This window comes from Cellulomonas fulva, from assembly GCF_018531375.1.
In the GTDB taxonomy this organism is placed as follows: Bacteria; Actinomycetota; Actinomycetes; order Actinomycetales; family Cellulomonadaceae; genus Cellulomonas; species Cellulomonas fulva.
The window spans coordinates 821,952-847,255 of the sequence record NZ_JAHBOH010000001.1; the positions used below are offsets into that span (position 1 = coordinate 821,952).

A 25,304-nucleotide genomic window follows, 5' to 3' on the forward strand; every position below is an offset into this window, starting at 1 on the left:
GTCTCCCCTGGTCAGCACCTTGTCCTGGAAGGAGACGGCGCCTCGGCGGCGCTCGTGACCGCGGCGACGGCGCGCCCGGTCGAGTCCGCGAGGTGCCGGACCGCCGCGCGCGGCCTCCCGTACGCGGACGCGGTCCGGCGCAGCCACATCACGTGCGGCACCACGTCCTCGTCGCGGTCGTCGGGGTGGCTCCCCCAGTAGCCGGCGGCGTCGTGGTCCGGCGGGGCGGTCGACGGCGTCGCCAGGTCGGCCGCCATCTCGTCGAGGCCTGCGCGCACGTGCACCAGCAGGTCGAGCCGGCTCCAGCCGCGGCAGCGCGAGGGATCGAGCAGCTCGAGGTCGCTCAGCGCCTCGCAGGCCGCCAGGAACTCGGCCGCCTGGGCGACGAACAGCTCCCGCGCCTCGTCGAGCGGGACGGTCAACGCCTCCATGAGCGGCAGCCTAGGCCGCGGACATGCTGTCGGGCGTCAGCTGTTCTCGGCCCGTCCGGCGCGCCAGTAGCCCATGAACGCGACGGCCTTGCGGTCGATGCCGCGGTCGGCGACCAGGTGGCGGCGCAGGCCGCGGATGACGGCGGACTCGCCCGCGAGCCAGGCGTAGACGGGCGCGGCCTCGCGCAGGGACCGGTGGGTGGCGTGGTCCACGGGCACCTCCCACACGTCGTCGTCGCCGTTCGCGGCCCACGGGACCTCGGTCAGCTCGGCACCGGCGCCCTGGGGCAGCACGCGCGCGGCGGCCTCGCGGACGGCGGGGTCCAGGAACGTGCCGTGGGCGGCGCCGTCGCGGCCGAGCCAGCGGACGGTCACGCCGGCGGGTGCGGCCAGGTCGATGCGGTCGTCGGAGCGCGGCATCTCGATGAGGGCCTCGCCCCGGGCGTCCGCGGGCAGGCGCTCCAGGATGTTCGCGATGGCCGGCAGGGCGGTCTCGTCGCCGGCGATGAGGAACTGCTCGGTCCGCAGCGGCGGCACGAAGTCCACGCCGCCGTGCGCGCCCGCCGCGTCCGCGTTCGGACCGAGGACGACGAGCTGGTCCCCGACCTGTGCCCGGCCCGCCCAACGGGAGGCCGGGCCGTGGTCGCCGTGCAGCACGATGTCGACGTCCAGCTCGCGCTGGTGCTGCCGCACACCCCGGGCGGTGTAGGTGCGCATGGGGTGCCGGCGGTCGTCGGGCAGCGCCCGCCACGTGCCGTACCAGTCGCCGGACTGCGTGAGGTCCAGCAGCTCGGCGTAGCCGCAGTCGAGCGGGAGGAAGAACTTGATGCGCTGGTCGAACCCGTTGTCCGCGAACTTGTGCAGGTCGTCGCCCGCGAACGTCACGCGCAGGACGCTCGGGCACAGCCGCTGGAGGCTGCGCACCGTCACCGCGAAGGTGCGGAACGCGGGCTCCGTGCGGGCCTGAGCCTCGGTCTCGGTCGTCGCAGTCACGCGGACACTGTAGGCAGGCAAGCCTTACCTCAACAAGCCTGCCGGTCAGGAGGCGCGCGTCACACTCAGCCGACCGTCGTGCCGAACACCAGGCCCAGGACGTACGTCGCCGCGGCCGCGCCCCAGCCGATCGCGAGCTGGCGCAGCGCGCGCTTGGCCGGCGACGTGCCGGACAGCAGCCCGACGACGGCACCGGTTCCCAGCAGCGCGACGCCCACCAGCCCCGCGGACCACGCGACCGCGGTCCAGCCGGTCGCGCCGAGCAGGTAGGGGAGCACGGGGATCGCCGCGCCCGACGCGAAGAAGCAGAAGCTCGCGACCGCGGCCGCGAGCGCGGTCCCCACCGTCTCGTGCTCGTCGGCCTCCTCGACGGGGGCGGCGTCCGGCGCCGGCCGCGCCGCACCGGTCACGTCGGCTGTGCCGGTCGCGTCAGTCGTGTGAGTCGCGTCAGCCGGGCCGGTCGCACCCGTTGTGCCTTCTGTGGGGACGACGAGCGCGCTGCCCGCGTAGGCCTCGAGCGACATCAGGACGGTGCGCGCGCGCTCCGCGGCCTCGTCCGGCGCCATCCCGCGGGCGCGGTAGACCAGGGCGAGCTCGTTGGCGTCGACGTCGAGGTGCGGCAGCGCGGCGCGCGCGTGCGCTCCGGGCCGGGACGCCTCGAGCAGCTCGCGCTGGGAGCGCACCGAGACGTACTCGCCGGCACCCATCGACAGCGCACCGGCGAGCAGCCCGGCGAGACCGGACAGGAGCACGGTCGCGTTCGAGGCGCCCGACGCCCCGATGCCGAGCACCAGCGCGAGGTTCGAGACGAGGCCGTCGTTGGCGCCGAAGACGGCCGCGCGGAACGTGCCGGAGATGCGGTTGCGGCCGCGGATCGCGAGCCCGCGCACGACCTCCTCGTGGATCCGCTCGTCGGCCGCCATCTGCGGCGTCGCGTCCGCGTCCTCGTCGTACGACGAGCGTGCCTCCGCCCGCTGCGCGAGCGCGAGGACGAAGACCGAGCCGAACGTGCGCGCCAGCCAGGCGAGGCTGCGCGTGCGCCAGTCGCCGCGCAGCGGCTTGCCGACGTCGTCGCCCAGCAGGTCGAGCCAGTGCTGCTCGTGCCGCCGCTCGGCCTCCGCGAGCGCCAGGAGGATCTCGCGCTCCTCCCCGGTCCGGCGGCCGGCGAGGTCGCGGTAGACCGCCGCCTCGGCGCGCTCGTCGGCCAGGTACTGCCGCCAGCGCCGCTTCTGGGCGCGCGTGGGCACGGGAGCACTCGTGGTCATCCCGTCATCGTGACAGCCGCAGAAAGGGCGAACCGGTCATCGGGGCGAGTTCGGATCCTCGAATCGGCAGTTCCGAGGATCCTGCGCACCGGCCTCCGGGTTCAGGCATTCGGCTCCGCCTGGCTCACGCCGCCACGGCGGCACGAGCGTGACGAGACCTCGACCCGACCGGGTGGCCCGTCAGGGGAGCAGGACGTCCGGACCCGTGTCCTCGGCGCCCCACCGCACGCCGTCGCGGTACGTGACGTGGACGCCGTTGATCTCCACCCGGCCCGAGCCCGGGGCATGGATGAGGAGAAGGAGCTGTTGCCGGTCGGCCTCGTCGAGGCTCAGGGTGGCGCCGGCGGCGTCGACGAGGTCCGTGCACATCGTCGAGAGATCCTCGACACCGGCCGTCCCGATCGCGCCGAAGCCGAGCCCGGGGTCCAGCGTGCACCGCTTCGCCTCGAACGTGGCACCGGCGTCGTTGCGCGTGACGGTCGCCGTCACGTCACGGATCACGACCTCGCCGTCCTGACCGGAGAGGTGGTGGATACCGACGGCGACGTCGGACGCGCCCTGATCGAACTCGGTTCCGTCTCCCGCCTCGACGAAGCGCTCCGGGTGAGTCAGCCACCACGTACCTGCGCCGAGCGCACCGAGGACGACGAGCGCCGTCGCGGCGGCCGGCAGCCACCGCCACATCCCCGGGCGCGCACGCCCGGTCTCCGGCTCGACCCGTACCCCGTCCGTCGTCGGACTCAAGCGTCCCCCTGCCCGCGCAGCCTGCCCAGGCGCCGACGTTAGCGGAACGGCGGCCGAGGTCGACCCGTCTTGCCGCGAGCTCGGAACGACGTCGGGCACGACTGCCTCACCGACCCCCACGTCACGTGGCCCAGGGCGGGGTCTCGACCTCCACCGGCCGGCCGGTGCGCGCGGACTCCTCGATGGCGAGGCCGAGCAGGTGGTCGTGGCAGCCGTCCGCGAGCGGGTACGGCTGCGGCCCGTCGTCGTGCAGCCAGGCGGCGCAGCCGGCGAGCAGGCCGGCCACGGCGAGGTCGTCGTCCGCGAGCCGTGCGCCGTGGAACTCGTTGCGGTAGAGCACGCGCCCCTCGAGGCTGAGGTGCTCGAGGTCGAAGCCGTCGAGGTTCTGCTCGATCCCGGACATGCGGCGCTCGATCCGCGAGGTGACGACCGTGCGCTCCCCCGCCCAGCGCGTCACCTCGTCGCTGACGATCTCGCCGAGGGACCCGCGCACCACGATCCGGTTGGTGCGCAGCGGGTTGTGCCACTGGTTGTCGGTGAAGTCGTACAGCGCGCTGCGCCCGTCGCCCAGGTCGATCGTCGCAAGCAGCGTGGCGGCGGTGGCCGGCTCGGTGGCGCCCGTCCAGCCGTCGCGGCTCAGGGGGTCGAGCAGGGGCGCCTCGAAGCGTGAGGTGCGCACCACGGCCGGGCCGCGACCGGCCCCGAGGAGGCTCCGCACCAGCCCCGTCGCGTGGTAGAGGTGCGTCGAGGAGACCTGCACGCTCGTCGGCTCGCCGATGAGCCCGGCCTCCACCACCGCGCGCCGCGCGGCGTGCGCGGGCATGAACGGGCTGTGCTCCGCGACCTGGACCAGGCCGCTCGCGCCCACGTCCGACCACAGGGCGCGCAGGCCGTCCGCGTCCGGCGCGGGCGGCGTCTCGGCCAGCACGGGGACGCCGGCCGCGACCACCTCGCGGACCACGCCGGGAGTGACGGGCCAGGGCACCGACGCGACCACCAGCTCCGGGCGCTCGGGGAAGCCGCCCACCAGCTCCGCGACCGTGCGCACGGTCGGCACGCCCCACTGCGCCTCGACCTCCGCACCGCGCTCCGCCGACCGCGACACCACGCCGACGCACTCGAACCGCTCCGGCAGCACGCGAGCCATCCGCGCGAAGAACTCCGCGCGCCACCCGCTCCCCACGATCCCGAACCGCAGCGGTGCCATGCGACCTCCTCGTCGTCGTGCTCGTCGTGCCCGTCCGGCCACCAAACCAGCCTCGGGTGACGACGGCAAAGGGAGTCGGCCACTAGGTTCTGACACGGCAGCCGACCGGGCGGCACGACGAGGGGGACACGTGACCATCAGCGAGCCGAGCCGGGAGCCCGACGCGGCCGGCACCGTGAACCCGGTGAATGTCGTCGTCGCGCTGTTCCGGTTCGGGGTCGCCGCGCTCGCGCTGGCCGGGACCAAGGAGGTCTGGCTGCACGGGCAGCTCGACGACCTGCTCTACTTCACCAACCAGTCCGGCGTGCTGCTGGCGGTCGTGATGATCTGGGCGGGGTTCGCCTCGCTGCTGGGCAAGCGCCAGCCGCCCGGCTGGTTCAAGGGCGGGGTGACGCTGTTCCTCGCGATCACCGGCCTGGTCGCGTACTTCGTGCTCGAGCCCGAGGCCGCGGACGCGCCCACGCTCGCGATCGGGCTGACGTCCGGCCAGATCGAGCACCAGCTCGACCCCGTGCTCGCCTTCCTGGACTTCCTGCTGCTCGACCAGCACCGCCGCCTGCGCTGGCGGTACTCGTGGTGGTGGCTGGTCTACCTGCTGGCGTACGTGACGTTCACGACCGTCCGCGGCACGGTGTGGGACCTGGACTACCCGTACGGGTTCATCGACCTCGGCGAGCTGGGCTGGGGCGGGCTGCTGCTCAACGTCCTGGTCTACGGCATCGGCTTCACGCTGCTCGGGCTGCTGATCATCCTGATCGACCGCCGGATGCCCGCCCGCGCCCTCGTCGGGAACCCGGTGCCGACCAGGACGTGACCGCGCTCGCCACCACCCTCGCGACGGCGCTCGCGGACGGGGTCCCCGGCTGGGACCATCGGGCGTGCGCATCGCGACGTTCAACCTCCAGCACGGGCGCGCGACGACGAGCGGGCGCGTCGACCACGCGGCGCTGACGCGGGCGGTCCGCTCCCTCGACGCCGACGTGCTCGCGCTGCAGGAGGTCGACCGCGGGCAGCTGCGCTCCGGGCGCAGCGACCAGGCCGCGCTCGTCGCGCAGGCGTCGGGTGCGGCGCACGTGCGGATGGCGCCCGCGCTCGTCGGGCCCGCGGGACTGTGGCGGCGCGCTACCGCGCGCGACCGCGGCGGGGCGGCGTACGGCGTCGCGATCGTGAGCCGGTTCACCGTGCGGGAGTGGACGACGATCCCGCTGCCGCGGCTGCCGGGCGTCACCCTGGTCGGCGCCGGGCGCGTCCGACGGCCGTACCGGGACCAGCCGCGCGTCGCGCTGGTCGCCGTGGTCGAGACGCCGCACGGCGCGGTGACCGTGGTCGGTACGCACCTGTCCTACCTGCCGGGGCAGGGCGAGCGTCAGCTCGAGCACCTGCTGGCCGCGCTGGGCACGGCCGAGCCGCTCGTCGTGCTGGGGGACCTCAACCTGCGGCCGCCCGCCGTCCGGCGCGTGGCCGGCGCCCGCGGCCTCGAGGCGATCGCCGCGGCGCCGACCTACCCCGCCGAGGAGCCGCGGGCGCAGATCGACCACGTCCTGGGCCGGGGCGTGCGGCCCGCCGGACCGGCGCGGGCCGTGGCGACCGGCGTCAGCGACCACCGCGCGCTCGTCGTCGACCTCACGCCGTGAGAGCCGCCGCCGCCCCGTGCTCAACCGGTTCGGGAACGGTCGCTCCCAGCGGACTGCCAGGAACGTCGCGTACCGTGCACGGGTGCCGCCGCTGCGGTTCGCTCTCCCGACCTCACCCCCGACCTCACGGAGCACACCCGTGCACGCCTTCCGCCGCACGACCTCTCGTCGCGTCGCCGCCACCGTCACCGCGACGGTCACCGCCGCCACGCTCGCCCTGACGCTCGCCGCCTGCGGCAGCGACGCCGACGACACGGGCGCCGACGCGACGCCGACGGCCACGGCCGACGCCGGCGCCTCCGCGGAGCCGACCCCCGCGGCCACCGCCGCCGCCACGCCGAGCGCCGAGGACGTCGCCGCGCTCGAGAAGGTCACGGTCGAGGGCGAGCCGGGCTCGGAGCCGACGATCACGCTGCCGACCAACCCGTTCACCGTCACCGCGAACGTGGCCCGGGTCATCACCGAGGGCGACGGCGAGGCCATCGAGGTCGGCGACATCCTCGAGACCCAGCTCACCGCGGTCGACAGCGCCGGCACCCGCCTGGGCAGCACCTACGAGGACGAGGCCAGCCAGCCCTGGACCGTCGCGGACAGCCTCCCGGCGCTCGACGACGCGCTGGCGACCGTGAACATCGGCGCGCAGGTGCTGCTGGCCCTGACCAGCGGCGACGACACCGCCGTCTACGTCTTCGAGCCCACCGCGAAGATCCCCAGCCGGGCGTCCGGTACCGCCGCGGACCCGGTCGAGGGCCTGCCGACGGTCGAGCTCGCCGACGACGGCACCCCGACGATCACGCCGTCCGACGCGGACGCCCCGACCAAGCTCACCGTCGAGCCGCTCATCGAGGGCGACGGCGCCACGGTCGAGTCCGGTGACAACCTCCTGGTGCAGTACACCGGCGCGCTCTGGGACGGCACCGTCTTCGACTCGTCGTGGGACGCCCAGCCGTTCCCGGTGACGTCGATCGGCACCGCCCAGGTGATCGACGGCTGGAACGAGGGCCTGGTCGGCCAGAAGGTCGGCAGCCAGGTGCTGCTCGTCGTGCCGCCGGACAAGGGCTACGGCGACACGGCGCAGGGCGACATCCCGGCCGGGTCGACGCTCGTCTTCGTCGTCGACATCCTCTGGGCCAGCTGACCGCTCGCTCGAACCACCGCACCCCCGGTGCCGCGGGACCCACGTCCTGCCGGCACCGGGGGTGCGTCGTTAGTGTGGGCCGCAGGTCGCCGACGACCTCGCGCGGGACCCGCCCGCGCACCCACCTGGCGGCCGGGGAGCCGAGCATGGACCAGGCGACGACGCCCAGGATCCGCACCGTCGCCCTGGTGGGCGCCGCCGGCGCGGGCAAGACCACGCTGACCGAGGCGCTCCTGCACCGGGCCGGCGTGACCGGCCGGCCGGGACGCGTCGAGGACGGCTCGACGGTGACCGACCACGAGCCCGAGGAGATCGCGCGCGGGCTCTCGCTCTCGCTCGGGCTCGCGCCCTTCACGTGGCGGCTCGGGACCGGCGACGAGTACGACGTGACCCTCCTCGACACCCCCGGGTCCGCCGACTTCGCCGGCTCCCTGGACGCCGCGCTCGCGGTGGCCGACCTCGCCGTGCTCGTCGTGTCCGCGGTCGACGGCGTGCAGGCCGGCACGCACGCCGCCTGGCGCGCGGTGGCCGAGGCCGGGCTCCCGCGGCTCGTCGTGGTGACCAAGGAGGACAAGGCCCGCGCGGACTTCCACCACGTCCTGGCGGACCTGCGCGAGGCGTTCGGCGAGGGGTTCGTGCCCCTCGAGCTGCCGCTCGGCGAGGAGGCCGCGTTCCACGGCGTGGCGGACGTGCTGAGCGAGGAGGGCCTCGAGTACGCCGCCGACGGCCGGCACAGCACGGGCACCGTCCCGGCGGACGTCGCGGAGGAGGAGCACCGGCTGCACGGCGAGGTGACCGAGGAGATCGTCTCCCACGACGACGAGGCACTCGAGCGCTACCTCGGCGGCGACGAGCCGTCGGCGGCCGAGCTGGGACGGACGCTCGCGCACGAGGTGCGGGACCTCGAGGCCTTCCCCGTGCTCGTCGCCTCCGGCGTCACCGAGGTCGGTGTGGACCGTCTGGCGGACCTGGTCTGCGAGCTGGGTCCCGCGCCCGGCGAGCGTCCCGCGGTCGTCGTCGCGGGGCCGACGAGCGGTTCGTCGGCGGGTCCGACGAGGGTGGAGGTGGCCGTGGACCCCGCCGGACCGGTGCTGGTGCACGCCTTCCGCACCGTCGCCGACCCGTTCGTCGGGCAGGTCACGCTGCTGCGCGTGCTGAGCGGCACCGTGCGACCCGGCGACCGGCTGCTCAACACGACCTCGCGGACCGAGGAGCGCGTGCCGGGGCTGTTCCGGCTGCGCGGCAAGGAGCACCTGCCGGTCGACGCGGCCGTCGCGGGGCAGGTGGTCGCGGTCGCCAAGCTGACCGCGACGCCGAGCGGCTCGCTGCTGACCGACAAGGCGGGCCCGGGCGCCGCGATGACCGCACCGCCGCCACCGCACCGCGCGCCGGTGTTCGGGCTCGCGCTCACTCCCGTGTCGCAGTCGGACGACGACCGGCTCTCCGGCGCGCTGACGCGGCTGGCGGCCGAGGACGCGACGCTCGTCGTCGACCGCTCGTCGGACCACACGGTGCTGCGCGGGCTCGGGGACACCCACCTGGCCGTCGCGCTCGAGCGGCTCGCCCGCGTGTTCGGCGTCCACGTCACGACCTCGGCGGTGCCGGTCGCGTACCGCGAGACCATCCGGCGCACCGTCGAGGCCGAGGGCAAAGTCAAGAAGCAGTCCGGCGGGCACGGGCAGTTCGCGGTGGTGCAGCTGCGCGTCGGACCGCTGCCGCACGGCGAGGGGTACGCGTTCGTGGACTCGGTGGTCGGCGGGTCGGTGCCGCGTCAGTACCTGCCGTCCGTCGAGCGCGGCGCCGCCGAGGCGATGGCGCACGGCGGCCCGCACGGCTACCCCGTGGTGGACCTGCGGGTCGAGGTCTACGACGGCAAGTCGCACTCCGTCGACTCCTCCGACATGGCCTTCCGGGCCGCGGCAGCCAACGGCGTGCGGGAGGCGCTCGCGGCCGCGGGCACGGTGGTGCTCGAGCCGATCGACCACGTCACCGTCGTCGTCCCGTCCGCCGCGCAGGGCGACGTCATGGGCGACCTGTCCGGGCGGCGGGGGCGCATCACGACGACGAGCGCGCGCGACGGCGGCCTGGTCGCGATCGAGGCCGACGTGCCGCAGGCCGAGCTCGCCCGCTACGTCCTGGACCTGCGCTCGCTGACCGGCGGCCGCGCCGAGCTGACCGTCCACCCCTCCCACTACGACCCCTGCCCCGACCACCTCCTCCCCACCTGACCCACCCCCCTTCCCGGCCCGCCCTCCTTCCCCCCGCCCGCCCCGCCTCCCGCCGAGACCCCATCCCTCCGCCCCCGCCAACCGCCGCCCCACCCCCGCCACCCACCGCCCCCACCCCCGCCACCCACCGCCCCCACCCACCGAGAACGTCATCCCTCCGGTTCTGGGCGCTGAGAGCCGGAGCGATGACGTTCTCGGCGGGTGGGGGGGTGGTCGGGGCGCGGGCGGGTCCGGGGGACTTTGTTCGGGGGGTGAAGATTGTGGGAGCATCCCGGGGGAGGTGGGGCACATGGGTGTGCGTCCGGAGCTGTCGGGGTTCGTGGCCGGGATGACGTGGGGGTGGACCGGGGTCCGGGGCACCTGGACCGACGAGGCCGCGGCGGAGTCGATGCGCCTCATGGTCGAGCGGACCGCGACCACCTGGACGGCGGTGACGTTCGCCGCGCTGCAGGACACCGCGCACTCGACCACCGTGCGCTGGCGTGACGCTCCCACCGTCACCGAGGACGAGGTCCGGCACGCCATCCGCGCCGCCCGCGCGCTCGGCCAGCGCGTGCTCCTCAAGCCCGTGGTCAACTGCGCGGACGGCACCTGGCGCGCGCACATCAACTTCTTCGACCACGACGTGCCGTGCGAGCCGACGTGGTCGGACTGGTTCGCGTCGTACGGCGAGTTCGTCGTGCACTACGCGCGCGTCGCGGCCGAGGAGGGCTGCGAGATGTTCTCGGTCGGCTGCGAGATGGTCCAGACGGACCGCCGCGCCGACGAGTGGCGCGCGCTCGTCGCGGCGGTGCGCGAGGTCTACCCCGGCCTGGTCACCTACAACTGCGACAAGTACCAGGAGGACCGCGTCACCTGGTGGGACGCGGTCGACGTCATCTCCTCCTCGGGCTACTACCCCCTGGGCGACTGGGAGAACCAGCTCGACCGCATCGAGCCCGTGGTCGCGGCGCACGGCAAGCCGTTCGTCTTCCTCGAGGCGGGCTGCCCGAGCCGCAGCGGCTCGCCCGCCCTGCCGAACGACTGGGCGCTCCCCGGCGAGCCGGACGGCGAGGCCCAGGCGACCTGGTACCGCGAGATGTTCGCGACGTGCGCCGCCCGCGCGTGGGTCCGGGGGTTCGTCCTGTGGGACTGGCCCGCGCACCTGTACGACGAGCAGGACGCGCCGACCGACGACGACTACTGCCCGTTCGGCAAGCCGGCGGAGCACGTCATCGCGCACCACTACCGCGCCGCCACGCCCTCCTGACGCGGCGCACACCGCTGCCCCTTCCGTCGAGAACGTCATCGCTCCGGCTCTGAGGGATCAGAGCCGGAGCGATGACGTTCTCGGCGGGGGTGGGGGCCGGGCCTCAGGCAGGCGCGGTCACTCGCTCGCGATCGCGTCCAGGGCGCGCATGCGGGCGGCGCGGGTCGCGGGCCACAGTGCGGCCAGCACCCCCACGACGAGCGCCAGCACCACCATCGTGAGCAGGCCGCCCCACGGGACGACGAGCTGGTCCAGCCCCTCGTCGGCGTAGACGAGCGGCAGGACCGACGCCAGGCTCACGCCCACCACCAGCCCGACGAGCGTGCCGAACAGCGCGGTGAGCACGGACTCGACCGTGATGGTGCCGGCGAGCTGGAGCCGGCCCAGGCCGACGGCCCGCAGCAGCCCGATCTCGCGGGTGCGCTCGATCACCGACAGCGCGAGCGTGTTGACGATGCCCAGCACCGCGATGACCAGCGACAGGCCCAGCAGCGCGTAGAGGATCACGAGCAGCTGGTCGACCTGGCCGGCCATCTGGTCCACGAACTCGTCGCGGTCCTGCACCGACACCACGACGTACGGGGCGACCGCCGCGGTGACGGCGGCGCGCAGCTCGGCCTGGCTCACGCCCGGCGCCGCGTCGACGAAGATCGTGTCGATGCTCTGCGCCTCGCCCGGCGCGAGCTCGTCGAGCACGGCCGGGGTGACGACCGCGCTGGACCCCAGCACCCGGCTGTCGAACAGCCCGGCGACCTCCAGGTCCCGCGAGCCGGCCGCCGTCGTGAGCGTCACCGTGTCGCCCACGGCCCACCCGTCGCCGACGAGGTTCGTGTTGAGCAGCGTCGTCCCGTCGGCCAGGTCCGCGGTGTCGCCCGCGGTCACGTCGACCGTCAGCACCGTGCCGAACGCGTCCGCGTCCATCGCGACCACGCCGGCCGCGTCCTGCGGCGTCGGCGCGACGCCCGACGAGGGCGACATGCCCGCGTAGGTGAACGCGAGGGGCACCACGTCGCCGGCCTCCGGGAGCGCCGCGACGTCCTGCGCCGCGCCCTGCGGGACGACGTAGGTGGCCGAGCGGACGACGAGGTCGGCGTCCGTCGAGCTCTCGACGACGTCCTTGAGCGACGCCTGCGCGGTGGTCGCGATCACGGACACGGCGCCGACGAGCGCCATGCCGATCATCAGCGCGCCGGCCGTGTTGGCCGTCCGGCGCGGGTTGCGCACGACGTTGCCCTGCGCGAGCCGGCCGACCGGGCGCAGCAGCGCGACGAACGGTGCGGCCATGGCCCGCATCGCCCACCGGGCGAGCGTCGGCGACGCGACGAGCACGCCGACGAGCACGAGCGCGGCGCCGGCCCCGAGCAGGCCGTCGGCCGCCGCGGAGTCCGGCCGCAGCGCCGCGGCGGCGACGCCGGCGGCACCCGCGGCGACGACCGCGCCGCCCAGCACGCCGCGCAGCCGCAGCGACCGCTCCTTGACCGTGACCTCGCCCCGCATGGCCTCGACCGGCGCGACCAGCGCCGCGGTGCGGGCGGGGAACGCGGACGCGACCGCGGACACCACGGTGCCCAGGACCAGGCACCCGACGACGGTGCTGGTGCTCAGCGGGATGTCCGCCGTCAGCTCCATCCCGACGCCCGCGAGCGCCACCCGCAGCAGCGAGACCAGGCCGAGGCCGCCGAGGACGCCGAGGACGGACCCGACCAGCCCGACCACCGCCGCCTGCCCGACGACGACGCCGAACACCTGCGCCGGCGACGCGCCGAGCGCCCGCAGCAGCGCGAACTCCCGCACCCGCTGGCGCACCGACATCGCGAACGTGTTGGCGATGATGAACGCGCCGACGAACAGCGCGATCAGGGCGAAGATCAGCAGGAACGTCGTGACGAACCCGAGCATCTCGTCGATGTCCGACTGCATCGAGGCACGCAGCTCCGAGCCCGTGACCGCCTGCGCGTCGGCGCCGTCCGGGAGCCCGGTCAGCGCGTCGTCGAGACGCTGGGTCAGCGCGGCCTCGTCGACGCCGGGCTCGCCGTAGACGGCGACCGTCGCGACCGTGCCGTCGGGCGCGTACGCGTCGGCCGCGGCCTGCGGGTCGAGGAGCACGATCGTCGCGCCCGCCATGGGGCCGCCCGCGGTGACCTCACCGACCACGGTGACGGGCCGGACGTCGCCGGCGATCACCACGCGCGTCTCGTCGCCCAGCGCGAGGCCGGAGGACGCGAGCGTCGCCTGCTCGAGCGCGACCTCGTCGGGACCCGACGGCGTCCGGCCCGCGACGAGCTCGAGGCTCGGGTCCCGCTCGTCGTACCCGAGGCCGAAGGACGGGGCCTGCGTGGACTGCACGGCGGTGCCGTCCGCGCCGACGAGCACGATCGAGCCCTGCACGTCCGGCAGCGCCAGCGCGACGCCGTCCACGGACGCGACGTCGTCGGCGAGCGTGAGCGGGACCGGGTTGCGCGCCTCGCCGACGCTGAACCCGTCGTCCCCGCCCGCGACCTGCGTGGCCCCGCGCAGGTACGCGTCGGCCGGCGCGGACGCCTCGACGATCCCGTCGAACGTGCTGGACATCATGGTGCGCAGGCTGAACGTGCCCGCGACGAACGCGACGCCCAGCGCGACCGCCAGGACGGAGAGCAGGAAGCGGACGGCGTGCGCACGCACGCCGCGGAGCGTGACGCGGAGCATCACCGCACCCCGGCGGGCGCGACGCCGGACGGCGCGACGGGCGTCGCCGCGGACTCGGCACGACGCGTGAGGGCGCCCAGGCGCTCGAGCACCGACTCGGCCGTGGGCTCGCGCAGCTCGTCGACGATCCTGCCGTCCGCCAGGAACAGGACGCGGTCGGCGTAGGAGGCTGCGGTCGGGTCGTGCGTGACCATGACGACGGACTGCCCGAGCTCGTCGACGCTGCGGCGCAGGAACCCGAGCACGTCGCGGGCCGAGGTCGAGTCGAGGTTGCCGGTCGGCTCGTCGGCGAACACGACGGCGGGCCGGGTGACCAGCGCCCGCGCGCAGGCGACGCGCTGCTGCTGACCGCCGGACAGCTCGCCGGGCTTGTGGCTCAGGCGGTCCTGCAGACCCACCGCGCGCACCACCGCGTCGAGGTGGTCGCGGTCGACCGGGCGCCGCGCGATGTCGAGCGGCAGCGTGATGTTCTCGAGCGCGGTCAGGGTCGGGACCAGGTTGAAGGCCTGGAAGACGAAGCCGAGCTGGTCGCGGCGGAGCCGGGTGAGCCGACGCTCGGACATCGCGGAGACGGTCTGGCCGTCGACCTCGACCGTGCCGCCGGTCGGCCGGTCGAGGCCGGCCATGCAGTGCATGAGGGTCGACTTGCCGGAGCCGGACGGGCCCATGGTCGCGGTCAGTCGTCCGCGCTCGAAGTCCACGTCGATGCCCGCGAGGGCGTGGACCGCGGTGTCGCCGCGGCCGTAGGTCTTGACGAGCCCGCGCGCGGAGGCGATGACGTCGGGCGTGGGCGGGAGCGGGGCGGGTGCCGTGTTCACGTGCTCGATCCTGCTCCCGCCCGGGAGCGGTGGCGATGGGGTTGTCCCCCGGGTCGACCCTGAACTTCTCCCAGGGACCTCTCAGGGTGCCGCTTGGGGGTCCTGACCTGGACAAACGTCCCGGTGCGGGTGCCCGTCGGGCTCGTCGGGCCTACCCTGGCGAGCATGGCCCGGTATCTCGACGTGCACCCGCAGGACCCCCAGCCGCGGCTCGTCGCGCAGGCGGTCGACGTGCTGCGCGGCGGCGGCGTCATCGCCTACCCCACCGACTCCTGCTACGCGCTGGGCGCCTCGATGGGCTCGGCGGACGGAGCCGAGCGGATCCGCCGGCTGCGGCACCTGGACGACAAGCACCACTTCACGCTCGTGTGCGCGGACTTCGCGCAGCTCGGCCAGCTGGTGCACCTCGACAACGCCGCGTTCCGCGCGATCAAGGCCGCGACGCCCGGCCCGTACACGTTCATCCTGCAGGCGACACCCGAGGTGCCGCGGCGCCTCGCGCACGCCAAGAAGCGCTCGGTCGGGGTGCGGATCCCCGACCACCCGGTGGCGCTCGCGATCGTGCGCGAGCTCGGCGAGCCGATCCTGTCCTCCTCCCTGCTGATGCCCGGGCACGAGTGGCCGATGACCGAGGGCTGGCAGATCAAGGACGAGCTGGACCACGACCTCGACGCCGTCGTCGACGCGGGGGACTGCGGCACGACGCCGACCACCGTCGTCGACTGGACCTCCGGCGCCCCGGAGGTCGTGCGTGAGGGCGCCGGGGACCCCGACCGCTTCCGGTGAGCGCCCCGCTCGTCGTCCCGCCCGGGGACCCGGACGCCGCCGGTTCCCCCGCGCTCGCCGCGCTCGACGCGGACGTCGTCGTGTGCCGCGCGTGCCCGCGCCTGGTGGCGTGGCGCGAGCAGGTGGGGCGCGAGCGCCGGGCCGCGTTCCGCGACGAGGAGTACTGGGCGCGCCCGGTGCCCGGGTTCGGCGACGCGGCCGCGCGCATCCTCGTCGTGGGCCTGGCGCCCGCGGCGCACGGCGCGAACCGGACCGGCCGCATGTTCACGGGCGACCGCTCCGGCGACTTCCTGTTCGCCGCCATGCACCGTACGGGCCTGGCCAACCAGCCGACGTCGGTCCGGGCCGACGACGGCCTGCGCCTGACGGGCATCCGCGCGACCGCACCGGTCCGCTGCGCCCCGCCCGCCAACAAGCCGACGCCCGACGAGCGCCGCGCGTGCGCGCCGTTCCTGGCGCGCGAGCTCGCGGCGGTCGACCCCGTGGTGGCCGTGGTGCTCGGGGCGTTCGGCTGGGCCGCGCTGCTCGACACGCTCCGCGACCTCGGCTGGGCCGTGCCCCGGCCGTCTCCGCGGTTCGCCCACGGCGCGGAGGTCGTCGTCACCCGCGGCGCCGGCGACGACGAGCGTAGCCTGACGCTGCTCGGCTGCTTCCACGTGAGCCAGCAGAACACCTTCACGGGCCGGCTCACCCCCGCGATGCTCGACGCGGTCCTCCTGCGGGCCCGCGCCCTGGCGGACGTCTGACCCCGCTCGGGGCCGGACGTCCGCCGGGCCGGTCACACGTCGCGCAGGACCTCGGCCAGGAAGCGGGCGGACCGCTCGCGCAGGCCCTCGATCCGGCGCGCGACCAGGGCGTGGCGCGCGTCCTCGTCGTTGCCCGCCTCGGTGCGCGTCGGCGGCCGGCGCACGTTGCTCGAGCACGTGAAGTGCGTGCACACGAGTGTGCCGACGGTGTTGCCGCGGCGCCCGGACGCACCGGCCCGGCGCGCCACGTAGAGGCTCACGTCCTCGGTCACGACGACGTCCTCGCACCACGCGCACACCGCGCGCCGGCGGATGCGCTCCTTGGCGTCCGTCGAGCGCAGGAGCACGCCGGTGGGGGTGCCGTCGAGGGGCACGATCGCGTACGCGACGAGCGGCGCCTTGCGGTCACGCCACCCGAGGTAGTCGAGGCGGTCCCAGTCCAGCGCGTCGAGGTCGGGCAGGACGGCGTTGGTCGCCTCGCGGCGGGACGCGTTCACGAAGGACGCGCGGATCTGCTTCTCGGTCAGGGGTTCCATGGGTTCTCGGTCTTCCGGTCGGTGTCGACCTCCACCGCCACGGGACGACGAGGGCGCCGGGGCCGGTCGCGGCCCGGGGCGTGCTCGACCTCGCTGCACGGCGGGGAGCGGGCAGGGCGTCGGCCCCGCGTGACACGCCGGCTGGGCGCCGAGGACGGGTCAGGAGGGGTCGACGCGGAGGCGCGCGTCGCCTGAGCAGGCCGTGCCGGCCACCCCGCAACCTGCGATGCCGTGCATCCGCGTGCTCCTCGCCTGTCGTCCGGCCCTGTCGTACGGCTCTGTCGTCCGGCCCGTGCTCTCGCCCGTCCACCCGGTCGACGACGTGCTCGTCGTACCGGGGTCCGGACGTGCCGCTCGCTCGGCGGCCGCCGTCCATTGTGCCGCACGCACCCGGGAGCACCGCGGTCGCGGCCCCGTGGACCGGCCCGTGGACCGGCCCGTGGACCCGCCCCGTGGACCACCAGGGGGTCGCCCCGTGGTCTAGCGCGGGCAGTGCCCCGGGAGCTCGTGACGCACCGAGTGCTCCAGGTGCGCGCGGATCCGGGCGTCGTCGAGCCAGCACGCCAGCGCGGGCACGTCCCGGGGCGCACGGGGCGCGTGGCCGGCGACGACGAGCGTCGGCCGCTCGAGCTGCACCGCGACCTCCTGCACGATCTCCTGGGTCCGCTCCAGGACCAGGCGTGCCCGCTCGTCGGGGTCGGGGTGCACGCGGGTCGCGGCGTCGTCGATCACCGACTCGGCCACGTGCGCCGCCTGCTCGCCGTCGAGGTCCTGCGCCAGCTCGCGCAGCCGCCGGCGCCGGAGCGCGAGCGCGAGCCGCGCGCTCACCCTCGCCGACGGCGGAGCCGCCTCGAGGCTGCGTCGTGCCCGGTCCACCTGCTCGGCGGCCTCGGCGTGCGTCACGGCCGCCGGGAGCCACTGCGCCACCGGCCTCCGCTGGGTCTGTGCCTGCGGGTTCATCTCGTCACCACCTCGGTGCGGGTCGGCGTTGACCCGCACCGGCATCGTCGCGCACCGCCGCGGGCCGGAGGTGGGACCGAAGACCCTCGAGCCGGTCGCGGGAATGCCGCCCCGCCGCCCGGGCGTTGCCACCGGCATGCCGCTTTCCGGGGAGTACGCACCGAGCACGTCGCCGCACGCCCGCACGCAGGCCGAGCTGTACGAGGCCACCGACGGCGCCAAGGGCGCCACGATGAACGGACGGCCCGTGATCGTGCTGACCACGGTCGGCGCACGCTCGGGCAAGCTGCGCAAGACCGCGCTGATGCGGGTCGAGCACGAGGGCCGGTACGCGGTCGTCGCGTCCAAGGGCGGCGCCCCCGAGCACCCCGCCTGGTACCACAACCTCGTCGCGAACCCGCACGTCGAGCTGCAGGACGGTCCGACGAAGAAGGACTACCTGGCCCACGAGGCCACGGGCGCGGAGCGCGACGAGTGGTGGGGCTACGCGCTGGAGACCTGGCCCGACTACGAGTCCTACACCCGGCGCACGGACCGCGTGATCCCCGTCTTCGTGCTGGTGCCGCAGGACTGAGACCGCCCGCTCAGCCGAGCAGGAGCTTCCAGCCGCCGACGCCGATCAGGCCCGCCAGGACCGGCGCCGCGACGGGCACCCACGAGTAGCGCCAGTCCGAGCCGCCCTTGTGCTGCAGCGGCAGCAGCGCGTGCACGATGCGCGGACCCAGGTCGCGCGCGGGGTTGAGCGCCGGACCCGTCGGTCCGCCCAGGCCGGCGACCAGGCCCCACACCAGGAACCCCAGCGCCAGGTGGGCGGTGGCCGGCTCGTCGGCGGTGAGCGGCGAGTGCACGATCGCGAGGGCGCAGGAGAACAGCACCACCGAGCCGAGCAGCTCGTTGGCGAACCCGTTCGCGCGCGAGCGCGCCGCGTTGACGGTCGAGAACGTCGCCAGGATGTCGTCCGGGTCCTCGGTCCGGTCGTAGTACGGCTTGTGCGTCACGACGATCGCGAGCTGACCGGCCATCGCGCCCAGGAGCTGCGCGACGACGTACGGGGCCACCTCCGACCACGGGAACAGCCCCCACGCGGCCAGGCCGATGGTGAACGCGGGGTTGATGTGGTTGCCGCTGACGCCGCCGAACATGAGCGCCGGGATCATGACGCCGAACCCGTAGCCCATCGCGATCAACGACCAGCCGCCGCGGTACCCCTTGGAGCCCTTGAGGTGCACGTTGGCGACCGTGCCGTTGCCCAGGATGATCAGGATCGCGGTGCCGATGAACTCGCAGGCCAGCCGGGTCGCGAGGTCGTAGGACGGGTCCATGGCCCCACCCTGGCAGGAGCGGGCGGTTCCGCGCACGCGCCACGGCCCCGTCGACGTGGTCCCGAGGTCGCGAGCCGACCCCAGCCCCCCGCCGCGCCCGCCGCTCCCCCGACCTTGGTCCCGCCGGACCCGTCCGCCACCGCCGGGGCCACGCTGACGGTGGCGCCGGCCGTGGCCGGACACGACGGGAGAGGGGCGGGGGGTGCGGGGCGGGGTGGTCGTCGGCGCGCGCGCCGTCCTGGTCGGCGCGCGAGCCGGCGTACGGATCGGCGTCCAGGCGGTGACCTGGGCCCTCGCGTGGCGGGTCCGGCCGTGGCTGCGGGAGTCGTGGCGCCCGCTCGTCGTGCTGGCGCTCGCGCTGCTGGCGGGACTGGGCGGACCGGAGCTCGTCGCCGAGCACGCGTCCGCCCGCTACCCGGTCACGGCGGCGGACCTGGCGAGCGGACGCGCTGCGCTCGCGGACCTGGTGGTCGCGCCGCGCACCGGCGCGGAGAGCTACGAGCGGGAGGAGTTCGGCGCCGCGTGGGACGACGTCGACGGCAACGGGTGCGACACCCGCGACGACGTCCTGCGGCGCGACCTGCTCGGCCCGCGGCTCGACGTCGACGGCTGCACCGTCCTGGCCGGCGTCCTCGACGACCCGTACACCGGCGCGCGCATCGAGTTCGCGCGGGGGCCGGACTCCGCGGACGTCCAGATCGACCACGTCGTGGCCCTCGCCGACGCCTGGGCGTCCGGGGCCCGGACGTGGGACCCCGCGCTCCGCCGCGCGTTCGCCAACGACCCCGCGAACCTCCTGGCGGTGGACGGCCCGGCGAACCAGGACAAGGGCGCCGCAGACGCCGACGCCTGGCTCCCGCCCGACCAGGGGTACGCGTGCGTCTACGCGCTGCTGCAGGTGCGCGTGAAGTCCGCGTACGGGCTCCGCGTGACGCCCGACGAGCGAGCGGCTCTCGAGGACGCGCTGTCCACCTGCGTCACGGTGTGACCTGGTGCGTCGGCGCGGCTCGATCCGGTGCCGCGCCGGGGCCGTACGTCAGGGAGCGGAGGTGGGCAGCGTGACGTCGGTGCCGGCGGCGGTGACCCGGACCCCGTCCGCGACGACCGTCGCCTGCGTGAGTTCGAGCCCTTCGGGCAGCTCCTCCACGGGCACCTCGAGGTCCGTGAGCCGGCTGCCGACCGCCCCGGGGAGCTGGCCGACGTCGATGGTGGCGCCGCCGAGCTGCAGGTCCTCGACGTCGACGAGCAGGCGACCGCCTTCCACACGCGGGACCAGACCGGCCGAGAGCTCGATGCCGAGCACGTCGCCCGACATCCGCAGGACGTCCCCGTCCGCCTGGACCGCGACCTCCAGCTCGGTGCGGGCGGCGAGCTGCTCCTGGATCGAGGCGCTCGGGATCGTCGCGACCACGGTCGCGTCCTGCGCCGTGTACGGCTCGCTCGTGGAGGTGCCGTGCGCCACGACGTCCACGTCGGTCATCGCGAGGCCGCCGATCGTGGCGCCCTCGACGTGCCCCGTCACCTCGTCGAGCGAGCCCGCGAGCAGCTGCGTGAGGAACGGGAATCCGTCGATGTCGACCTGCGGCTCGCCCTGGACGTCGTCCAGGTTCTCGACGATCGCGTCCGCCACGACCTCCTGGGCGCGGACCAGGGCGACCCGGTCCGCCACCACCACGCCGGCGCCCAGCACGACGACCACCGACACCCCGACGACCCACCCGCGCGCGCTCACCCGCACACGCTAGGGGCCCCGGGCGCGCGGTGCCCGTCGACATCGCTGGCGCGCGCCCGGGGGCGGTCCTAGCCTGGGGCGAGGATCGAAGAAGGACGCCCGATGACGTGGGTTCTGCTGATCGCGATCACCCTTCTTCCGGCGCTCCTGTTCGGGTTCGCGTTCTCGTTGTTCCCGGGCGAGGAGGACGCGCCGCGCTGGCGCGTGCACCTGGCTCGTCGGCTGCGGTCCTGGGCCGACCGCCTGCACCGACCGCCGCCCGAGGTCCACGACCCGTTCGCTGCGCTCTGGGTCCAGGAGCGCCTCGGCACCGTGGCCGGGCACGTGCGCCGTCTCGAGGCCGACACCCACTGCTTCGCGCGCGCCGAACGGATCATCGCCACCCAGCTCGCCTACGACGACCTGCTGCGCACGGCCTGCGGACTCGCGGGCGTCGAGATCCAGCAGGCCGCGCTCGGCGACCCTGCGGAGCGGTTCCGCCGCGAGGTCGAGCTGACCTCCCGCGGCTGGTCCTGGTGAGGGCTCAGCCCGCGCGCACGACGAGCGTGCTCGGACCGGCGGCGGTCCGGCGGATCTCGATGCGGTCCGCGATCGTCTGCTTGAGCGCCTCGACGTGCGACACGACGCCGACCACCCGACCGCCGGCACGGAGGTGGTCGAGCTCGGCGAGCACCTGGTCGAGCGTGCGGGGGTCGAGCGAGCCGAAGCCCTCGTCGACGAAGAGCGTGCCCAGGTCGATCCCACCAGCCTCCGCGGTCACGACGTCCGCCATGCCGAGCGCGAGGCAGAGCGAGACGTAGAAGGTCTCCCCGCCCGAGAGCGTCCGGGGGTCGCGCTGCTGCTCGGTGTGGTGGTCGAGCACGCGCATCGCGAGGCCGGTCCGCCGCGAGCTGACGTCCTCCTTGCGGTCGCTGCGCACCAGCTCGAACCGGCCGTCCGACATGCCGACCAGCCGCGCGTTCGCCGCCGCGACCACGTCCTCGAACCGCCGGACCAGCACATAGGTGGCGAGCGACAGCCCGGTCGCGTTGTCCCCGCCCGTCCCCGCCGCGAGCCCGGCGAGGCGCAGCACCGGCGCCGCCTCCTCGACCTGACGCCGGTGGCGGGCCACCGCCGCGCGCAGCTCCTCGGCCGCCGCGTCCGCCGCCGCACCGATCGACTCGGTGACGCCCGCCTCGCCCGACGCGCGCGCCAGCTCGGCCGCGGCCGCCCCCTCGGCCTGCTGGGCGGTGAGCAGCTCGGCACTCACGACCGCACCCGTGACGTCGGGCGCCAGGCCGGCGACCGCGGGGTCGGCGAGCCCGGCGCGCACCCGCTCGGTGGCCGCGGCGTGCTCCCGCACCACCCGGTCGAGCGCCTCGATCTGGGCGTCGCCGGCGGACGCGGCGCGCGCGGCCGCCACGTCGTCGAACCCGTGGTGCTCGAGCTCGTGCGCGAGCGCCGTGCGCCGCCGCCCGAGGTCGGCCGCCGCGCCCGCCGCCTCGTCCAGCGCCGCGAGCAGGTCGGCCGCCGTGGCGGCCCGCTCGACCAGCTCGGCGTGGCGCGCCGCCACGGTGGGGTGCGTGCCGCGCGCGCGGGCGACCTCCGCCTCGGCCTCCTCGACCGCGGCCTGCAGCGTGTCGACCACGAGCGCCGCGCGCTCCCGCTCGGCGACCGCGAGCAGCCGGGTGCGCTCGCGCGCCTGCGTGGCCTCGCGGTGCTCGTCGACGTCGCGCGTCAGCCGCACGGCACGCCGCCCGGCGTCGCGGCAGTCGGCGAGCGCCTGGGCGGCCGAGCCGTGGGCCTGCTCGGCCTCCTCCGGCGTGGAGCCGGCCGTCGCGGCACGGGCCGCCGCCACCTCGGTCTCGAGCGCGGCGTGCGCCTCACGGGCCGCCCCGAGCGCCGCTTCGGCCGCCTGCCGCACGGTCTCCGCGGCCTGCACCGCGTCCACCGTCACGTGGTCGGCCGCCAGCGCGGCGGGGACCGGGTGCTCGCAGGACCCGCAGACGGGACAGGCCGCACCGTCGGCGAGGTCCGCCGCGAGCTCGCCGGCGAGACCGGCGATCCGCGCGGACCGCAGGCTCGACTCCCGCACGACAGCGGCCTGCGCCGCGACCGCGCGCTCCTCGACGAGCGCCGCAGCGGCCTCGTGACGCGGAAGCAGCCCGGCCAGCGAGCGGTGCGCGTCGACCAGCGCGTCCGCGGCGCGTGCGGCCAGCGCGAGCTCGGCCTCCTGGTCCGCAGCACCGCGCACGGTCCGGAGCGCGGCCGTCAGCTCCTCGAGCGCGGCCGGCCGGGCCGCGAGCCAGGCGTCGTGCGCCGCGATCTCGGTGTCCCGGTCCTCGACGGCGCCGCGTGCCTGACGGGCCTCGAGCCGCACCGCCGTGAGCCGCGCCTCGACGTCGAGCGCGCGCTCGAGCGCCGCCGCGGCCGCCACGGCCGCGCTCTGCTCCGCGGCCAGCCCGGTCCGGCTCGCCGCTGCACCGTCCGCCGGGGCGTCCTCGCCCGGAACCAGCGCGGCGAGGTCCGCCGGCGCGACGTCGCGGGCCGCGAGCAAGGACTTGCGGGCGGTCTCGGAGGTCTGTGCGGCCTCGTCGGCGGCCTGCAGCAGGGGTCGCAGCGCCCGGGCCGCCTGCGCCGCGACCAGGCGGCGGCTCGCCTCGGCCTGCGCCTCGTCCGCCTCGGCGAGGGCCGCCCGCTCCGCGAGGAGCCCGTCCCGCAGCGCGACGAGCCGGCCGAGCTCGCGCTGCTCGGTCAGCCGGACGCCGGCCTCGCGGTGGGCCGTCGCCGCGAGCGCGGCCTGCTGAGCCGCCTGCGCCGCCCGGGCGGAGAGCGCACCCGTGGTCACGGCGAGTGCGTCCTCCACCACGGTCAGCGGTCCACCCGCGACGACCTCGTCGACCGCCGCGCGCACGGCCGCGAGCGCCTCCGGGTCGAGGCGTGCGGCGCCGGCCAGGTGGGCGACCCGGTCGTCCACCACCGCGCGCCCCGCGGCGGCGGCCCGCTCCGCGTCCCGGCGCAGCTGGGCCAGGCGGGCCTGCAGGTCCTCGTAGACCTGCGTGCCGAAGATCTTCTGCAGCAGGCCCCGGCGGTCCTCGGGGTCGGCGCGCAGGAAGCGCGCGAACTCGCCCTGCGGCAGCACGATCGTCTGGACGAACTGCGTCCGGTCCAGACCGACGATCCGCTGGATCTCCGCGCCCGCCTCGTCCAACCGGGTCGAGAGCACCTCGCCACCGGGCGGCTCGATCGCGGGGCCTGCGACCTCGGCACCCGCGCCCTCGCCTGCCGACAGGCGCCACAGCCGCACCGACGCCTGCTGGCGCACCGTCCCCGAGCCGCGCTTCTTCGCGCGCTCGTACGCGGGCGTGCGGCGCACCCGGAAGCGCCCGGACGGGACCTCGAACGTCAGGTCGACGAACGACTCCGTCTCGTCCCCCGCGTAGGCGGAGCGCAGCCGGTCCTCGCTCGCGTCGGCGGACGCCACCTTGCCGTACAGCGCGAACACCACGGCGTCGATCACGGTGGACTTGCCCGCGCCCGTCGGCCCCTCGAGCAGGAACAGCCCCGAGGCCGCGAGCGCGGAGAAGTCGACGACGTGCCGGCCGGCAAAGGGGCCGATCGCCTGGAGCGTGAGCGTGTGCAGCTGCATCAGGCGCTCCGCTCCGCGGCGACGGCCTGCTCGTACGCCGTGCGCAGCACCGCCACCTCCGCCGCGGACGGGCGCGCGCCGGTGACGTGCGCGACGAAGTCGCCCGCGACCTCGACCGGGTCGTGCGCCGCGGTGACCGCCCGCAGCGCGGTGCCCGGCGCACCCGCGGGCGGCCGGTGCTGCACCACGAGCGCGTGCGGGAACCGCGCCCGGACCCGCGCGTAGAGGTCCGCGGGTCGCTGCTGGTCGGTCACCACCACCCGCACCCAGTCCGCGACGTGCGGCTCGCCCGCCGCACCCAGCAGGTCCTCGAGGGCGCCCGTCACGTCGGCCAGCCGGCGCGGCACCGGCGCGGCCACGAGCTCGGTGGTCACGGCGCCGTCCGCGCCGAGTCCGACGAGCACCGTGGACTTCGCGTGGTGCTGCTCGGAGAACGAGTAGGCGAGCGGCGAGCCGCTGTACCGCATCGTCGTGCCCTCCGGACCGGTGACCCGCTGCGGGCCGTGCAGGTGGCCGAGCGCCACGTAGTCCGCGCCCTGGAAGACCTGCGACGGCACGTGGTCCACCCCGCCGACGCGGATGTCCCGCTCCGACTCGCTCGCGAGCCCGCCGACCACGAAGGCGTGCGCCGCGACCACGACCGCGGGGCGCTCGCTCGTCGTCCGCGACGCGAGGTCCGCGCGGACGCGAGCCATCGCGGCCGCCGTCACCGCCTCGTGCGAGCGCGAGGGTACGTCGGCGCCGGGCTCGGCGAGCGCGGTGCGCACGGTGTCCGGGTCGAGGTACGGCAGTCCGTACACGAGCGCGCGGGCACCGTCACGACCGGCGACCTCGACCGGAGCGGCCAGCCCCGCGACACGGGTCCGCAGCTGCACCCGCTCGCGCATGAGCGCGGCGCCGAACCCCAGCCGGGTCGCGGAGTCGTGGTTGCCCGACGTGACGACGACGGTCGTGTGCTCGGCGAGGCGGGCCAGGGTCTCCGACAGCAGGGTCACCGCCTCGACGGGCGGGATCGCGCGGTCGTACACGTCCCCCGCGACGACGACCGCGTCCACCTGCTCGGTGCGCACGACGTCGACCAGGTGGTCCAGGTACGCCGCCTGGTGGTCGAGCAGGTCGACCCCGTGCAGCGACCGGCCCAGGTGCCAGTCCGACGTGTGCAGCATCCGCATGCCCGGGACGCTAGCCCGCACCTCCGA

At 75.6% G+C, this 25,304-nt stretch carries 23 protein-coding genes; 10 read left to right on the plus strand and 13 right to left on the minus strand.

Annotation, left to right across the window (positions count from 1 at the left end):
* Positions 1 to 11 precede the first annotated feature (11 nt).
* The 5 genes from KIN34_RS03585 to KIN34_RS03605 all read right to left on the minus strand — a co-directional run bounded on the left by KIN34_RS03585 (position 12) and on the right by KIN34_RS03605 (position 4,640).
* Positions 12 to 431: a maleylpyruvate isomerase N-terminal domain-containing protein gene (locus KIN34_RS03585; RefSeq protein WP_214346770.1), complete on the minus strand. Its 420-nt coding sequence runs from the start codon at positions 429 to 431 to the stop codon at positions 12 to 14.
* Positions 432 to 467: 36 nt separating this feature from the next.
* Positions 468 to 1,424: a siderophore-interacting protein gene (locus tag KIN34_RS03590; protein WP_214346774.1), complete on the minus strand. Its 957-nt coding sequence runs from the start codon at positions 1,422 to 1,424 to the stop codon at positions 468 to 470.
* A 65-nt stretch (positions 1,425 to 1,489) separates the two neighbouring features.
* Complete coding sequence (locus tag KIN34_RS03595; RefSeq protein ID WP_214346778.1) at positions 1,490 to 2,689, minus strand: VIT1/CCC1 transporter family protein; 1,200 nt, start codon at positions 2,687 to 2,689, stop codon at positions 1,490 to 1,492.
* Positions 2,690 to 2,869: 180 nt separating this feature from the next.
* Entirely contained in the window at positions 2,870 to 3,433 is a 564-nt protein-coding gene (locus KIN34_RS03600; RefSeq protein ID WP_214346782.1) for a hypothetical protein, read from the minus strand.
* A 121-nt stretch (positions 3,434 to 3,554) separates the two neighbouring features.
* On the minus strand, positions 3,555 to 4,640 hold the full coding sequence (locus tag KIN34_RS03605; RefSeq protein WP_214346785.1) for a Gfo/Idh/MocA family protein: 1,086 nt from the start codon (positions 4,638 to 4,640) through the stop codon (positions 3,555 to 3,557).
* Positions 4,641 to 4,770: 130 nt separating this feature from the next.
* Between KIN34_RS03605 and KIN34_RS03610 the strand changes: the two genes are divergently transcribed.
* From KIN34_RS03610 to KIN34_RS03630, 5 genes are all read left to right on the plus strand, one after another.
* Positions 4,771 to 5,454, plus strand: coding sequence for a Pr6Pr family membrane protein (locus KIN34_RS03610; protein ID WP_307858070.1), 684 nt, complete (start codon positions 4,771 to 4,773; stop codon positions 5,452 to 5,454).
* Positions 5,455 to 5,518: 64 nt separating this feature from the next.
* Positions 5,519 to 6,274 (plus strand): endonuclease/exonuclease/phosphatase family protein, encoded by a 756-nt coding sequence (locus tag KIN34_RS03615; RefSeq protein ID WP_214346786.1) that lies wholly within the window; start codon positions 5,519 to 5,521, stop codon positions 6,272 to 6,274.
* Between the two features lie 139 nt (positions 6,275 to 6,413).
* Positions 6,414 to 7,412 carry an FKBP-type peptidyl-prolyl cis-trans isomerase gene (locus KIN34_RS17270; protein WP_214346790.1) on the plus strand — a complete coding sequence of 333 codons (999 nt, stop codon included), beginning with the start codon at positions 6,414 to 6,416 and terminating at the stop codon, positions 7,410 to 7,412.
* A 146-nt stretch (positions 7,413 to 7,558) separates the two neighbouring features.
* Positions 7,559 to 9,640, plus strand: a complete 2,082-nt coding sequence (locus tag KIN34_RS03625; protein WP_214346793.1) for an elongation factor G — start codon at positions 7,559 to 7,561, stop codon at positions 9,638 to 9,640.
* 289 nt (positions 9,641 to 9,929) lie between these two features.
* Complete coding sequence (locus KIN34_RS03630) at positions 9,930 to 10,889, plus strand: glycoside hydrolase family 113 (protein WP_214346796.1); 960 nt, start codon at positions 9,930 to 9,932, stop codon at positions 10,887 to 10,889.
* Between the two features lie 117 nt (positions 10,890 to 11,006).
* Here the strand turns inward: KIN34_RS03630 and KIN34_RS03635 are convergent, their stop codons facing one another.
* Positions 11,007 to 13,577 (minus strand): ABC transporter permease, encoded by a 2,571-nt coding sequence (locus KIN34_RS03635; RefSeq protein ID WP_214346799.1) that lies wholly within the window; start codon positions 13,575 to 13,577, stop codon positions 11,007 to 11,009.
* Complete coding sequence (locus tag KIN34_RS03640; RefSeq protein WP_214346802.1) at positions 13,577 to 14,395, minus strand: ABC transporter ATP-binding protein; 819 nt, start codon at positions 14,393 to 14,395, stop codon at positions 13,577 to 13,579. Before KIN34_RS03640 ends, KIN34_RS03635 begins: the two co-directional genes overlap by 1 nt.
* A gap of 165 nt (positions 14,396 to 14,560) precedes the next feature.
* On the opposite strand from KIN34_RS03640, the gene KIN34_RS03645 reads away from it, so the two are divergent.
* Positions 14,561 to 15,181: an L-threonylcarbamoyladenylate synthase gene (locus tag KIN34_RS03645; RefSeq protein WP_214346805.1), complete on the plus strand. Its 621-nt coding sequence runs from the start codon at positions 14,561 to 14,563 to the stop codon at positions 15,179 to 15,181.
* On the plus strand, positions 15,178 to 15,927 hold the full coding sequence (locus KIN34_RS03650) for a uracil-DNA glycosylase (RefSeq protein ID WP_307858071.1): 750 nt from the start codon (positions 15,178 to 15,180) through the stop codon (positions 15,925 to 15,927). Before KIN34_RS03645 ends, KIN34_RS03650 begins: the two co-directional genes overlap by 4 nt.
* A 32-nt stretch (positions 15,928 to 15,959) precedes the next feature.
* Here KIN34_RS03650 and KIN34_RS03655 read toward each other — a convergent pair whose 3' ends face one another.
* Entirely contained in the window at positions 15,960 to 16,463 is a 504-nt protein-coding gene (locus KIN34_RS03655) for an FBP domain-containing protein (RefSeq protein WP_214346807.1), read from the minus strand.
* A 480-nt stretch (positions 16,464 to 16,943) separates the two neighbouring features.
* Positions 16,944 to 17,423: a hypothetical protein gene (locus KIN34_RS03660; RefSeq protein WP_214346811.1), complete on the minus strand. Its 480-nt coding sequence runs from the start codon at positions 17,421 to 17,423 to the stop codon at positions 16,944 to 16,946.
* 136 nt (positions 17,424 to 17,559) lie between these two features.
* On the opposite strand from KIN34_RS03660, the gene KIN34_RS03665 reads away from it, so the two are divergent.
* A complete protein-coding gene (locus KIN34_RS03665; RefSeq protein WP_214346814.1) occupies positions 17,560 to 17,997 on the plus strand; it encodes a nitroreductase family deazaflavin-dependent oxidoreductase in 438 nt (145 codons plus the stop codon).
* Between the two features lie 10 nt (positions 17,998 to 18,007).
* Here KIN34_RS03665 and KIN34_RS03670 read toward each other — a convergent pair whose 3' ends face one another.
* Entirely contained in the window at positions 18,008 to 18,745 is a 738-nt protein-coding gene (locus KIN34_RS03670) for an MIP/aquaporin family protein (RefSeq protein ID WP_214346817.1), read from the minus strand.
* 202 nt (positions 18,746 to 18,947) lie between these two features.
* Here KIN34_RS03670 and KIN34_RS03675 point away from each other — a divergent pair, with 202 nt between their 5' ends.
* Positions 18,948 to 19,733 carry an HNH endonuclease family protein gene (locus KIN34_RS03675; protein ID WP_307858072.1) on the plus strand — a complete coding sequence of 262 codons (786 nt, stop codon included), beginning with the start codon at positions 18,948 to 18,950 and terminating at the stop codon, positions 19,731 to 19,733.
* A 48-nt stretch (positions 19,734 to 19,781) separates the two neighbouring features.
* Here KIN34_RS03675 and KIN34_RS03680 read toward each other — a convergent pair whose 3' ends face one another.
* The gene (locus KIN34_RS03680) at positions 19,782 to 20,477 is read right to left on the minus strand and encodes an LmeA family phospholipid-binding protein (RefSeq protein WP_214346819.1); all 696 of its coding nucleotides are present in this window, start codon (positions 20,475 to 20,477) and stop codon (positions 19,782 to 19,784) included.
* A 102-nt stretch (positions 20,478 to 20,579) separates the two neighbouring features.
* Here KIN34_RS03680 and KIN34_RS03685 point away from each other — a divergent pair, with 102 nt between their 5' ends.
* Positions 20,580 to 20,996: a type IV pilin N-terminal domain-containing protein gene (locus KIN34_RS03685; RefSeq protein WP_214346821.1), complete on the plus strand. Its 417-nt coding sequence runs from the start codon at positions 20,580 to 20,582 to the stop codon at positions 20,994 to 20,996.
* Positions 20,997 to 21,000: 4 nt separating this feature from the next.
* On the opposite strand, the gene KIN34_RS03690 is transcribed toward KIN34_RS03685, so the two are convergent.
* Together KIN34_RS03690 and KIN34_RS03695 are read right to left on the minus strand one after the other, a co-directional pair.
* Positions 21,001 to 24,105, minus strand: coding sequence for an AAA family ATPase (locus KIN34_RS03690; protein ID WP_214346831.1), 3,105 nt, complete (start codon positions 24,103 to 24,105; stop codon positions 21,001 to 21,003).
* Complete coding sequence (locus tag KIN34_RS03695) at positions 24,105 to 25,277, minus strand: exonuclease SbcCD subunit D (protein WP_214346834.1); 1,173 nt, start codon at positions 25,275 to 25,277, stop codon at positions 24,105 to 24,107. Before KIN34_RS03695 ends, KIN34_RS03690 begins: the two co-directional genes overlap by 1 nt.
* Between the last annotated feature and the right edge of the window lie 27 nt (positions 25,278 to 25,304).

Excerpts from the sequence above, each read along its gene's own strand:
- KIN34_RS03655 (WP_214346807.1), bottom strand. The coding sequence starts at position 16,463 with ATGGAACCCCTGACCGAGAAGCAGATCCGCGCGTCCTTCGTGAACGCG.
- KIN34_RS03665 (WP_214346814.1), top strand. The coding sequence starts at position 17,560 with ATGCCGCTTTCCGGGGAGTACGCACCGAGCACGTCGCCGCACGCCCGC.
- KIN34_RS03695 (WP_214346834.1), bottom strand. The coding sequence starts at position 25,277 with ATGCGGATGCTGCACACGTCGGACTGGCACCTGGGCCGGTCGCTGCAC.
- KIN34_RS03630 (WP_214346796.1), top strand. The coding sequence starts at position 9,930 with ATGGGTGTGCGTCCGGAGCTGTCGGGGTTCGTGGCCGGGATGACGTGG.
- KIN34_RS03605 (WP_214346785.1), bottom strand. The coding sequence starts at position 4,640 with ATGGCACCGCTGCGGTTCGGGATCGTGGGGAGCGGGTGGCGCGCGGAG.
- KIN34_RS03595 (WP_214346778.1), bottom strand. The coding sequence starts at position 2,689 with ATGACCACGAGTGCTCCCGTGCCCACGCGCGCCCAGAAGCGGCGCTGG.
- KIN34_RS03660 (WP_214346811.1), bottom strand. The coding sequence starts at position 17,423 with ATGAACCCGCAGGCACAGACCCAGCGGAGGCCGGTGGCGCAGTGGCTC.
- KIN34_RS03585 (WP_214346770.1), bottom strand. The coding sequence starts at position 431 with ATGGAGGCGTTGACCGTCCCGCTCGACGAGGCGCGGGAGCTGTTCGTC.
- KIN34_RS03690 (WP_214346831.1), bottom strand. The coding sequence starts at position 24,105 with ATGCAGCTGCACACGCTCACGCTCCAGGCGATCGGCCCCTTTGCCGGC.
- KIN34_RS03685 (WP_214346821.1), top strand. The coding sequence starts at position 20,580 with ATGACGTGGGTTCTGCTGATCGCGATCACCCTTCTTCCGGCGCTCCTG.
- KIN34_RS03670 (WP_214346817.1), bottom strand. The coding sequence starts at position 18,745 with ATGGACCCGTCCTACGACCTCGCGACCCGGCTGGCCTGCGAGTTCATC.
- KIN34_RS03625 (WP_214346793.1), top strand. The coding sequence starts at position 7,559 with ATGGACCAGGCGACGACGCCCAGGATCCGCACCGTCGCCCTGGTGGGC.
- KIN34_RS03645 (WP_214346805.1), top strand. The coding sequence starts at position 14,561 with ATGGCCCGGTATCTCGACGTGCACCCGCAGGACCCCCAGCCGCGGCTC.
- KIN34_RS03635 (WP_214346799.1), bottom strand. The coding sequence starts at position 13,577 with ATGCTCCGCGTCACGCTCCGCGGCGTGCGTGCGCACGCCGTCCGCTTC.